Annotated in this window: 12 protein-coding genes; 11 read left to right on the top strand and 1 reads right to left on the bottom strand. The window is 38.8% G+C overall.

Annotated features, from left to right (window positions below; translation table 11 throughout):
• Nucleotides 1-620 precede the first annotated feature (620 nt).
• From rpmH to NSQ70_RS18910, 11 genes are all read left to right on the top strand, one after another.
• Complete coding sequence (gene rpmH / locus NSQ70_RS18960) at nt 621-755, top strand: 50S ribosomal protein L34 (RefSeq protein ID WP_008360908.1); 135 nt, start codon at nt 621-623, stop codon at nt 753-755.
• Nucleotides 756-833: 78 nt separating this feature from the next.
• Nucleotides 834-1193 (top strand): ribonuclease P protein component, encoded by a 360-nt coding sequence (gene rnpA, locus NSQ70_RS18955; protein ID WP_008347592.1) that lies wholly within the window; start codon nt 834-836, stop codon nt 1191-1193.
• Nucleotides 1194-1351: 158 nt separating this feature from the next.
• Nucleotides 1352-2134: a YidC family membrane integrase SpoIIIJ gene (gene spoIIIJ, locus NSQ70_RS18950; RefSeq protein WP_089374159.1), complete on the top strand. Its 783-nt coding sequence runs from the start codon at nt 1352-1354 to the stop codon at nt 2132-2134.
• The gene (jag, locus tag NSQ70_RS18945; protein ID WP_035390148.1) at nt 2131-2754 is read left to right on the top strand and encodes an RNA-binding cell elongation regulator Jag/EloR; all 624 of its coding nucleotides are present in this window, start codon (nt 2131-2133) and stop codon (nt 2752-2754) included. The genes spoIIIJ and jag overlap by 4 nt, the downstream gene beginning before the upstream one ends.
• A 402-nt stretch (nt 2755-3156) precedes the next feature.
• On the top strand, nt 3157-4536 hold the full coding sequence (gene mnmE, locus NSQ70_RS18940; RefSeq protein ID WP_256688897.1) for a tRNA uridine-5-carboxymethylaminomethyl(34) synthesis GTPase MnmE: 1380 nt from the start codon (nt 3157-3159) through the stop codon (nt 4534-4536).
• A gap of 17 nt (nt 4537-4553) precedes the next feature.
• Nucleotides 4554-6440, top strand: coding sequence for a tRNA uridine-5-carboxymethylaminomethyl(34) synthesis enzyme MnmG (gene mnmG, locus NSQ70_RS18935; protein ID WP_039169033.1), 1887 nt, complete (start codon nt 4554-4556; stop codon nt 6438-6440).
• A 13-nt stretch (nt 6441-6453) separates the two neighbouring features.
• Complete coding sequence (gene rsmG, locus NSQ70_RS18930; RefSeq protein ID WP_007497477.1) at nt 6454-7173, top strand: 16S rRNA (guanine(527)-N(7))-methyltransferase RsmG; 720 nt, start codon at nt 6454-6456, stop codon at nt 7171-7173.
• 105 nt (nt 7174-7278) lie between these two features.
• Nucleotides 7279-8154, top strand: coding sequence for a nucleoid occlusion protein (noc, locus tag NSQ70_RS18925; RefSeq protein WP_160758321.1), 876 nt, complete (start codon nt 7279-7281; stop codon nt 8152-8154).
• 129 nt (nt 8155-8283) lie between these two features.
• Nucleotides 8284-9117 (top strand): YiiX/YebB-like N1pC/P60 family cysteine hydrolase, encoded by an 834-nt coding sequence (locus tag NSQ70_RS18920; RefSeq protein ID WP_256688896.1) that lies wholly within the window; start codon nt 8284-8286, stop codon nt 9115-9117.
• 238 nt (nt 9118-9355) lie between these two features.
• On the top strand, nt 9356-10117 hold the full coding sequence (gene soj, locus NSQ70_RS18915) for a sporulation initiation inhibitor protein Soj (protein WP_008360890.1): 762 nt from the start codon (nt 9356-9358) through the stop codon (nt 10115-10117).
• Nucleotides 10110-10964 (top strand): ParB/RepB/Spo0J family partition protein, encoded by an 855-nt coding sequence (locus tag NSQ70_RS18910; protein ID WP_024718435.1) that lies wholly within the window; start codon nt 10110-10112, stop codon nt 10962-10964. The genes soj and NSQ70_RS18910 overlap by 8 nt, the downstream gene beginning before the upstream one ends.
• 25 nt (nt 10965-10989) lie before the next feature.
• Here the strand turns inward: NSQ70_RS18910 and yyaC are convergent, their stop codons facing one another.
• On the bottom strand, nt 10990-11616 hold the full coding sequence (yyaC, locus tag NSQ70_RS18905) for a spore protease YyaC (protein ID WP_025208343.1): 627 nt from the start codon (nt 11614-11616) through the stop codon (nt 10990-10992).
• Between the last annotated feature and the right edge of the window lie 55 nt (nt 11617-11671).

Here is an 11671-nt window from a genome sequence, read left to right as displayed (position 1 = left end):
AAGGCTTCTCCCCCCTCCTTTTCTTTTTAAAATGACCAGTATCAAACTGTTATAGAACACGAAAAAGAGCAAATGGTCATCACCATTCGTGCACATACTTTGTTGAAAACAATTAATATAGTAGAAAAACGTCTTTTCGACAAATTACACAGGTTGTGGATAAACAATTCAACAAGCTGTGTAATAACTTTCCACAGGTTATCCACAAATTGTGGATAAGATAAATAGGCCAGATAAGTAATTAAGAGTTAAAACACAAATATAATATCAAAATAAACAAGATGGTGCAATGGGTGTCACAAACTTATCCACACACTTTACATCCTGTTGAAAAATAATTATCCACATAGGTTATTTGTGTGAAAAAAATGTCGATAATGGATGTGGATAGTCAAAATATGCCGGAAAAATATCCACAACCTTGTTTTGAAGGTTTTTTTGAAGGAAAAAAAGAATAAAATGCTGGAAACTAAAAAAGAAGGTTTCTTCACTTGATAACTTGTGTTATGCTTATAAGGTTGATAATAAGAGTTTTATCATTGATATTGACAATCGATGGGTTACACAAATATAATGAGTTAGACTGTCTTAAACAGCTATTCCTCAGGGAGGTGTCATAAATGAAAAGAACGTTTCAACCAAATAACCGTAAGCGTAGTAAAGTTCATGGCTTCCGCAGCCGTATGAGTTCTAAAAACGGACGTCTAGTTTTAAAGCGACGCCGCAGCAAAGGTAGAAAAAAATTATCAGCTTAGGCCACTGAATAATGTCAGTGGTCTTTTTTACATAAAATCGTAAATGAACTGTCAGTTTTTATCGGAGTGGAAGAAAACATGAAGAAGCGAAACAGGCTAAAAAAAAATGAAGAGTTTCAAACAGTGTTCAAAAAAGGTCAATCAATGGCTAATCGCCAATTCGTCATTTATCAGCTGGACCAACCAAATCAAGAAGAACTGCGTTTAGGATTGTCTGTCAGTAAGAAGATAGGTAATGCAGTGATAAGAAACCGGATTAAACGATTGATCCGTCAGGTGTTCTTAGAGGAAGGTCATAAGCTAAAGCAAGAAAAAGACTACATTGTTATCGCACGAAAACCAGCAAGCGAATTGACCTTTGAAGAAACAAAGAAGTCTCTCCAGCATTTATTTAGAAAATCCGCTGTTTATCAACAACAACCGAAAAAGTCTTCGTAATAGAAACTTTCGTTGAATCAATTTTTAAAAGCGCTTCCTTCATCTAGTGAATTAAAATGAAACCACCACTTTGTAATGAAAAAATGTTACCATACTGATTAGGTGAGTCACTTTCGTAATCAATTCCAACTTAAATAAAGTTTGAAGTAATGGGAGGAATCTTGTTGAAAAGGCGATTATTACTAATATTTAGCTTGATTGGCGTGTTGGTTCTATTGGCAGGATGTACACAAATCAATGAACCAATCACATCAGATAGTAAGGGATTCTGGAATTCTTACATTGTATACCCGCTATCTCAATTAATCACTTACATGGCAAACTTAACTGGTGAAAACTATGGTGTAGCGATTATTATTGTAACTCTTTTAATTCGTTTACTCATTTTACCATTAATGATTAAACAATTAAGAAGTACAAAAGCAATGCAAGCACTTCAGCCAGAACTAAAGAAGCTTCGTGAAAAATATAGTTCAAAAGATCAAAAAACACAGCAGCAGCTTCAACAGGAAACAATGGCTCTTTTCCAAAAGAATGGTGTAAATCCATTAGCAGGGTGTTTCCCAATCTTAATTCAAATGCCAATCTTAATTGGTTTTTATCATGCGATCATGAGAACAGCTGAAATCAAGAAACATACTTTCTTATGGTTTGACTTAGGCAGTCCAGATCCATTATTCCTGTTACCGATTATTGCAGGTGTAGCTACTTTTATTCAGCAGAAGCTAATGATGGCTGGAAATCCTTCGGACAACCCTCAAATGGCGATTATGCTTTGGGTGATGCCGATTATGATCATTGTATTTGCAATCAGTTTCCCAGCGGCACTTTCACTGTACTGGGTTGTAGGTAACATTTTCATGATCATTCAAACTTTGGTCATTAAAACACCTCAAGTAAAAGTTGATACAAAAGAAAAAGCTGGCGGGAACAAAAAATGAAGGAAATAACTGCTGTCGGTCGCACAGTCGAAGAAGCAGTAGATTCCGGACTGAAACAAATTCAACTACTACAAGAAGAAGTAGATATCACAATAGTAGATGAAGGAAACAAAGGGTTTTTAGGATTATTTGGTAAAAGACAAGCTGTTGTCAAGTTAGTAGAAAAGCGAGATGCGCTCAAATTAGCAACACAGTATTTAGATAAAATTGTTAAATCAATTGATCCTAAAGCAAACATTGTTTCGAAAAAAGAAACGAAAAAGATCTCTTTTCACATTGATGGAGACAAAACTTCATTAATGATTGGAAAAAGAGGACAAACACTGTATTCTTTAGAAACCTTGGTGCAGTTAGTGTTTAATCGTTATTCTGATCAGTATCATCATATTACAATTGATATTGGAGATTATAGGAAGAAACGACAAGAAGCACTTGAACAATACGCAATCAAAACGGCAAATCGTGTTTTAAAAACGAAGAGAAAGGTTCATTTAGAACCGATGCCTTCGAATGAACGAAAAGTCGTTCATGATACGATTGCAGCATTTTCTAAAGAACTTGCCACGGCATCCGAAGATACAGGCAGCAAGCGTCATGTTGTGGTGATGTACAAAAAATAGCAGAAAGGCTAAGATTCAGCAAAACTGGATTTTAGTCTTTTTTTATTGAAAAATTACCTTTTAATAGTAGATTCCTCCTTTATTTCTAAAAAGTTAGTGTGTTATTTAGATCGAAAACGTCATTTTCCCTTAGTTGCAAAGGGAGAAGGGCGTTTTAATTTATTGGATTTAGGTGTAAGATGTGAAGACAAGTTTAGAACGTCGTTATTCACATGTGGATAAGTTAAGTGTTAAAATAGACAGGGTGCAAAACTGTGGATAATTAAATGTGGGCTACTTTCGCTTCGCATGCATTTATGGTATCTTTAAATTTTGAATTAAGCGTTTTTGATATAGAGATGGACAACGTCCATTTAATAGATATAAGACTGTCTATTGAATAGAGAAAGAGGTGAATGAGCGGTGGATACAATTGTAGCAATTTCTACACCAATGGGTGAAGGGGCAATTGCCATTATACGTTTAAGTGGGCCTGATGCAGTTCAGATTGCTGATCGCATGTATAAGGGGCCTAAGGAGAAAAAACTTGTATCAGTGGATTCTCATACAATTCATTATGGTCATATTGTAGATTCAAGTACCGAGCAAGTGATAGAAGAGGTCATGGTGTCTGTATTAAGAGCACCAAAAACATTTACGAGAGAAGACGTTATTGAGATCAACTGCCATGGCGGAATTGTCACGGTCAATAAAGTCTTGCAGCTTGCTTTAAAAGAAGGAGCGAGATTAGCGGAGCCAGGTGAGTTTACAAAACGTGCTTTCCTAAATGGAAGAATCGACTTGTCACAAGCAGAAGCCGTAATGGACTTGATTCGTGCAAAAACTGACCGTGCGATGAATGTCGCAATTACTCAAATGGAGGGACGTCTCTCCGGTTTGATTAAACGTCTTCGTGGTGAGATATTGGAGACACTTGCCCATGTAGAAGTGAATATTGATTATCCAGAGTATGACGATGTTGAAGAAATGACACATCGAGTCTTAGTTGAAAAGGCGACATCTGTGAAAAAGGAAATTGAAGCGCTTCTAACGACTTCACAGCAGGGGAAAATCCTACGTGAGGGCTTATCTACTGTTATTATTGGAAGGCCAAATGTTGGGAAGTCTTCCTTATTAAATAGTCTTGTTCAGGAAACAAAGGCGATTGTGACCGATATTCCTGGAACAACCAGAGATGTCATCGAGGAATATGTGAATGTAAGAGGAGTACCGCTCCGTTTAGTAGATACTGCGGGTATACGTGAGACTGAAGACATTGTTGAGCGTATTGGGGTCGAACGATCAAGACAGGTCTTAAAAGAAGCTGACCTGATTTTACTTGTGCTCAATTATAGTGAAGAGTTATCTGAGGAAGATATTAAGCTATTTGAGGCTGTCTCAGGTATGGATATTATTGTGATTGTCAATAAGACAGATCTTGAGCCTAAACTTGAAGTAGAAAAGGTAAAAGAGTTAGCGAAGGATCGTCCGGTTGTTACAACATCTTTATTACAAGAAAAAGGGATTGATGAGCTTGAAATGGCCATTCAATCTTTATTCTTCACAGGCTCAATTGAAAGTGGAGATTTAACGTATGTGAGCAATACTAGGCATATTGCGCTCCTTCAAGAAGCAAAACAATCGATTGAAGATGCTCTAGAAGGAATTGAAATGGATGTACCGATCGACATTGTTCAAATAGATTTAACGCGCTGCTGGGAGCAGCTAGGTGAAATTATTGGGGATGCTGTTCATGAAAGCTTAATCGATCAGTTATTCTCTCAATTCTGTTTAGGAAAGTAAAGGGAGGAACAAAAGAAATGGGTTATGAAGCTGGCCAATATGATGTAATCGTCGTCGGTGCCGGTCATGCTGGTGTTGAGGCTGCTCTTGCTTCTGCAAGACAGGGCGCCAAAACACTTGTATTGACCATCAATCTCGATATGGTTGCTTTTATGCCATGTAATCCGTCCGTAGGAGGTCCCGCTAAAGGGATTGTCGTCAGAGAAATTGATGCGCTAGGCGGGGAAATGGCACGAAATATAGATAAGACGCACATTCAAATGCGTATGCTGAATACTGGAAAAGGACCTGCTGTCCGTGCGTTAAGAGCGCAAGCAGATAAGTTTCAATATCAGCACGAAATGAAAAAAACAATGGAAAATGAACCAAACCTAACAATGCTACAAGGGATGGTAGACCATTTAATTGTAGAAGATGATGAATGTAAAGGTGTTGTGACTCAAACAGGTGCAAATTATCGCGCGAAATCTGTTGTTCTAACGACTGGTACTTTCTTAAAAGGCCGCATTATTTTAGGGGATCTTTCTTATTCAAGCGGTCCTAATAATCAGCAGCCTTCCATTAAATTATCGGATCATCTAGCAGAATTAGGATTCGATTTGGTTCGCTTTAAAACTGGGACACCACCTCGAGTAAACAGCCACTCGATTGATTATAGTAAGACGGAAATTCAACCAGGTGACGATGTACCACGTGCGTTTTCTTATGAAACTGTGGAATATATTACAGATCAATTACCATGCTGGTTAACATACACGAGTTTAGAGACTCATCAAATTATTGATGAGAATCTTCACCGTTCTCCTATGTATTCAGGTATGATTAAAGGAACAGGCCCTAGATACTGCCCGTCTATTGAGGATAAGGTGGTTCGTTTTAATGATAAACCGAGACATCAAATTTTCTTAGAGCCAGAAGGGCGTAATACGCAAGAAGTGTATGTTCAAGGTTTATCTACAAGTCTGCCAGAGGATGTACAGCAGCGAATGCTGTCAACCATTCCAGGGCTTGAAAATGTACAAATGATGCGAGCGGGTTATGCCATTGAGTATGATGCGATTGTGCCTACACAATTGTGGCCGACACTTGAGACGAAGAAAATTTCTGGATTATATACAGCTGGCCAAATCAATGGTACCTCTGGTTATGAGGAAGCTGCAGGTCAAGGAATTATGGCAGGTATCAATGCAGGAAGAAAAGCATTGGGTAAAGAAGAAGTCATTTTAAGCCGATCTGATGCATATATCGGTGTTCTCATTGATGATCTTGTCACGAAAGGTACAAATGAACCTTACCGTCTTTTAACTTCTCGTGCAGAGTACCGCTTACTTCTGCGTCATGACAATGCTGATTTAAGATTAACTGAACTTGGATATAACATTGGTTTAATTTCTGAAGAGAGATTCCAAGCATTCACACAGAAAAAAGAGGCTATTGAAGCAGAGAAAAAACGTTTATATTCTGTCATTATTAAACCTACAGCAGAGACACAGGAATATATCCGTTCTCTTGGTGGAAGTGAATTGAAGGACGGTATTCGCGCTAGTGATCTGATGAAGCGTCCAGAGATGAACTATGAATCTGTTGTGAAACTAGCTCCTGCTGACACACCGCTTCCTGCTGATGTGTGTGAACAGGTAGAGATTCAAATTAAATATGAAGGTTATATTGAAAAGTCGCTCCAACAAGTTGAAAAGCTGAAAAAGATGGAAAACAAAAAGATTCCGGATCGAATCGATTATGATGCCATCAAAGGGATTGCAACTGAAGCGAAGCAAAAGCTAAAAGAAGTCCGACCGCTTTCTGTTGCACAGGCTTCTCGTATTTCAGGCGTTAACCCTGCTGATATTTCTATCCTTTTAGTGTATTTGGAGCAGGGACGTATTGCGAAGATAGCAGAGTAGAAAGGATGTCGGCATGAACATTGAACAATTTACAGCAGCACTAGAGGAGAAAGGGATCACTCTTTCTCCAGTGCAGCTTGAACAATTTGAAACTTACTTCCATATGCTTGTAGAATGGAACGAGAAGATGAATTTAACGTCCATTACAGAAAAGGAAGAAGTATATTTAAAGCATTTTTATGACTCGATATCAGCAGCATTTTTTATTGATTTTCACAATGTGACAACAATTTGTGATATTGGAGCTGGTGCTGGTTTTCCAAGCATTCCTCTTAAAATTTGTTTCCCTCATCTACATGTGACCATTGTTGATTCTCTCCAGAAACGCATTACGTTTCTCAATGAGTTAGCAAAAGGGTTAAACTTACAAGATACTACTTTTTATCATGATCGTGCGGAGACCTTTGGACAACGTAAAGATCAACGTGAAAGCTATGACCTTGTCACCGCTAGAGCAGTTGCGCGCTTATCTGTCTTGAGCGAACTATGCCTGCCTCTTGTGAAAAAGGAAGGTTTGTTTGTTGCATTAAAAGCATCTGCTGCAGATGAAGAGATGCAAGCAGGAAAAAAAGCCGTCACTGTCCTCGGAGGAGAGGTTGTTGAAAAGCATTCCTTTGTTCTTCCTTTAGAAGAAAGCGAACGGAACATCATTGTCATTGAAAAGAAAAAACAAACACCAAAAAAATATCCTAGAAAACCAGGAACACCTAATAAATCACCAATAGAGGGTTGATCATGTAAAAGGTCGGTTTTTCTTCAATATTTATGATTTTACAGAAGGAAAAAACATGAGAAAATAGAATTATAAAAAGGTAGTTTTTAAAGGTGGTGTAGGTTCATGAAGCATTCACTCTCACGCTTCTTCGGGCTTGGTGACAAAGAACATCCTGAGCGTGATACCGAAATAGAGGCAGAGATTGCTGAGCATGAAACATTAAAGGAAGAGATACAGGAGCTCCCGGTCGACACAATTATGCCTAACCGTTTTCAGCCACGCACCATTTTTTCAGAAGAAAAGATACAAGAGCTGGCCACAACCATTCATACCCATGGCATTATTCAACCGATTGTTGTTAGACCAACAGAAGAAGAAGGAAAATATGAACTGATCGCCGGCGAAAGACGTTGGAGAGCGGTACAAACTCTTCAATGGGAGAAGATCCCCGCTATTATAAAAGATTTTACTGATACGGAAACGGCATCTGTGGCATTGATTGAAAATTTGCAAAGAGAAGAGCTGTCTGCAATTGAAGAGGCTCATGCTTATGCACGTCTTTTAGAGCTTCATGATTTAACGCAAGAAGCGCTTGCTCAGCGTTTAGGTAAGGGACAATCGACTGTTGCAAACAAACTAAGACTTTTAAAGTTGCCTAAAGAGGTACAGCAAGCCATTTTGGAGAAAAAAATCTCTGAGAGGCATGCCCGTTCACTTGTACCTCTAAAGCTGCCAGAATTACAGATCACGCTGTTGCAGGAAATCATCGAAAAGCAGCTGAATGTGAAACAGACTGAAGAGCGTGTAGTGAAGATGCTTGAACAAAAAACAGATCGCAAACCGAAGCCGAAACGTAAGGCGTTTAGCCGAGATACGCGAATTGCGATGAATACCATTCGTCAGTCTCTCCACATGGTAGAAGACAGCGGACTTAAAATAAATACCGAGGAAGAAGAATTTGAGGAATATATCCAATTAACGATTCGAATTCCTAAATAGAAAGAAGCTGATGAGCATTACTCGTCAGCTTTTTTTGTCTTTCTCTCCCTTTAATTCATGATATTTACTTATTATTAATTAATTGGTAAAATATGATTTTCATAGTAGAAGGGAGGTGACATATAACCGATGAAAATGAAAAAGACTATTTTTGCTATTATCTGTTATTTACTAATCTCTTTTTCTCTTTTTTCAAATGAAACGACTGTGTTTGCTGTGAGCACGTCAACGAATCATGAGACCCATTCAGCGGAAGAAACGATTACGAAAGAAGAACTGAGTACTCTGAAGAAACAAGGTGTGGTTTCGACAGATGTAACGGTTCAACAATTAAATCAAGAGCAAGCGTCTCAGGACGATGCGATCGATGTGATCACAGCTGATGATGATTTGGAGAACTATGGTTTAAGGCAAAACAAACAGGATGAAATGGTAACAGATGAAAGTCCGAATACCATTCGCCATCTTTTTGGTAAACCGTATCCTGGAACCGATATTATGCCTCAAAAAGGGGATATATTGGTGACGAGCACTGGAGCTTTAAATGGTTTAATTGGTCATGCAGGCATCGTCATTAATGAGAAAAGCTATGCATCCATTCCTGGGTTCCGGCAGCATCCAAATATTGATTCCATTCAAAGCTGGTTTCGCTATAGTGCCAATACAAAGGTGATTCGGATTAATCATCAGGAAAAGGCAGATTTAGCTGGGGATTGGGCGCACGATTACGTGAAAGACCATCCGAAGGCTCGATATTCGATCACTATGTCTATTCAATCCTTGGACCCTACTTATTGTTCAAAGATTGTATGGCAGGCTTACGCGAAAACCGGGGACGCTGTTGGACATGCCACATTTACCATTAAAGCACCCTATGGGTTTTTGAAAAAGAAGAACTATAAAACAGTGACACCTAAAGTCATTGTGAGCGAAGGTCGTAAAATTGGCGGATTAAACTTTTGATTGTATCTCCCTCACTTTTCATGAAAAGTGGGGTTTTTTTGTCTCGTTATTTTCTTTGAAAAGATATATCAATATATCTTTAGAACGCATTTTTATGCAACTATTCATGTACGGAAACACAGATTCATTCACGAATTTATAATGGGGGAACAAAAAAAGCAAACGTTTCATACTTTTTTTGATAGAATAGGAAGTATGAATGAATGAGAAACTTGTTAAGTTGAAAGTGGGTGACATCGTGGGGAAAATCATAGCGATTACCAACCAGAAGGGCGGCGTTGGGAAGACGACAACTTCTGTTAATTTGGGTGCGTGTTTAGCATACATAGGAAAACGAGTGTTGTTAGTTGATATTGATCCGCAGGGAAATGCCACGAGTGGTATTGGGATTGAGAAGGCAGACGTAGAGAAGTGCGTGTACGATATTTTAGTAGACGATGCAGATGTACTTGATGTGATTAAGACGACAGAGGTCGAAAATCTTGATGTCATTCCTGCGACGATACAGCTTGCAGGGGCTGAAATAGAGCTTGTGCCTACAATCTCACGTGAAGTGAGGCTGAAGAGAGCACTTGAATCTGTGAAGCAAAATTATGATTATATGATTATTGACTGCCCGCCATCACTTGGATTACTGACGATTAATGCGTTAACTGCATCCGATTCTGTTTTAATACCGGTTCAGTGTGAATATTATGCGCTTGAAGGATTGAGTCAATTGTTGAATACGGTTCGTCTTGTGCAGAAACATCTAAATACCGACCTTGCCATTGAAGGTGTCTTACTGACAATGCTTGATGCAAGAACAAACCTTGGAATTCAAGTCATCGAAGAAGTAAAAAAATACTTTAGAGATAAAGTCTATCAGACCGTGATTCCGAGAAATGTGAGACTAAGTGAAGCGCCTAGTCATGGGAAACCTATTATCTTGTATGATCCACGTTCAAGAGGTGCAGATGTCTATTTAGACTTAGCAAAGGAAGTGGATGCGAATGGCTAAAGGTCTTGGAAAGGGTATTAATGCGCTATTTAACAATGTGGATTCCAATGAAGAAACTGTCGAAGAAATTAAGTTGAAGGATTTGCGTCCGAACCCTTATCAGCCAAGGAAAACGTTTGATGATGATGCATTGTCTGATCTCAAAGAATCGATTCAGCAGCATGGTGTTTTACAGCCGATTATTGTTCGTAAATCGATTAAAGGATATGACATTGTCGCAGGAGAACGCCGTTTCCGTGCAGCACAACAAGCTGGTTTGACAACGATTCCTGCGATCGTCAGGGAATTTTCAGAAACACTGATGAGGGAGATCGCTCTTTTAGAAAACTTACAGCGCGAGGATTTATCTCCATTAGAGGAAGCAGAAGCCTATGCCTCCTTACTAGATCACTTAAGTGTGACTCAAGAGGAATTAGCCAAGCGGTTAGGAAAAAGCAGACCGCATATTGCGAACCATCTCCGTCTGTTGACTTTACCGGATGACGTACAAAAGTTGATTGCAAATGGAACGTTATCAATGGGACATGGCCGGACATTGCTTAGCTTAAAGAACAAAAAGAAGCTAGCGCCTTTGGTAAAGAAAATCGTGGATGAGGGGTTAAACGTACGTCAGGTTGAGAAACTTGTTCAGCAGTTAAACGAAAATGTTCCACGTGAAACAAAGAAAAAAGAAGCACCAAAGGATCGCATGTTGAAAGAAAGAGAATCTTTCTTACAAAATTACTTTGGTACTTCAGTGACGATCAAGAAACAGAAGAAAAAAGGGAAAATTGAGATTGAATTTCTCTCAAATGAAGATTTAGAAAGAATCCTTGAATTGCTTTCTACGAGAGAATCATCGGAATGACCATCTTGATATGAGATGGTCTTTTTTATATTCTTCCCGTGATATTTTGAATAGGGGTAAAGAGAGAACGGCTTTTTTCTCTCGTCCAATCCATTTGATCAATGTGGGATAGACTTTCAGAAAGTGTATTGGCCATAGACATCACAAGATGAAGACGTGTGTTTTGGAGAACGAAGTATTCCATAAAACCGCTCACGTTGACGATTCCATTAATATGAATATTGCCTACTTCTGGAAGCTCTTTTTGCACACCTGCACCGGGCTTTAACGGTCCTTCTCCAATTTGAAACGATCCTACACTTTTCACTCTACCTAAACAGGCATCAACGGCTACGATAAATGGGTGTTTATGAGCTTGTTCAATTTCAGCGAGCTTTTCCTTTAAATTGACCGCATGCACTGGGTCAGAGAGAGTGCCGTATACATGCAACTTTTTTAAATCAAGACTTGAAAGCTTTGTTCCTACAAGTGGACCTAGAGAGTCACCGGTTGAGCGGTCTGTTCCTATGCAGACGATGGCAACGGGTCTTTTTCCTGCTTTCTGAAGATGCGAGAATAAAATACTTTTAAGCTGCTGAATGGCATTTGTATCCGTATGGGACACGTATTCTTTCACCCTATTTCTTAAAAAAAGACCATTCTTGCTATTCATAGGTCTCACTTCCTTGTCATAGTAGTTAGTATCAGTATACGGAAACAAGCTTAAT

It is taken from the genome of Bacillus sp. FSL R5-0397 (assembly GCF_038593395.1).
Lineage (GTDB): Bacteria > Bacillota > Bacilli > Bacillales > Bacillaceae > Bacillus > Bacillus altitudinis.
Note: the sequence above shows the minus strand (reverse complement) of the source record. Positions and strands in the feature narration are given on the sequence as shown.

Excerpts from the sequence above, each read along its gene's own strand:
- rpmH (WP_008360908.1), top strand. The coding sequence starts at position 621 with ATGAAAAGAACGTTTCAACCAAATAACCGTAAGCGTAGTAAAGTTCAT.
- jag (WP_035390148.1), top strand. The coding sequence starts at position 2,131 with ATGAAGGAAATAACTGCTGTCGGTCGCACAGTCGAAGAAGCAGTAGAT.
- rsmG (WP_007497477.1), top strand. The coding sequence starts at position 6,454 with ATGAACATTGAACAATTTACAGCAGCACTAGAGGAGAAAGGGATCACT.
- NSQ70_RS18920 (WP_256688896.1), top strand. The coding sequence starts at position 8,284 with ATGAAAATGAAAAAGACTATTTTTGCTATTATCTGTTATTTACTAATC.
- NSQ70_RS18910 (WP_024718435.1), top strand. The coding sequence starts at position 10,110 with ATGGCTAAAGGTCTTGGAAAGGGTATTAATGCGCTATTTAACAATGTG.
- mnmG (WP_039169033.1), top strand. The coding sequence starts at position 4,554 with ATGGGTTATGAAGCTGGCCAATATGATGTAATCGTCGTCGGTGCCGGT.
- noc (WP_160758321.1), top strand. The coding sequence starts at position 7,279 with ATGAAGCATTCACTCTCACGCTTCTTCGGGCTTGGTGACAAAGAACAT.
- rnpA (WP_008347592.1), top strand. The coding sequence starts at position 834 with ATGAAGAAGCGAAACAGGCTAAAAAAAAATGAAGAGTTTCAAACAGTG.
- yyaC (WP_025208343.1), bottom strand. The coding sequence starts at position 11,616 with ATGAATAGCAAGAATGGTCTTTTTTTAAGAAATAGGGTGAAAGAATAC.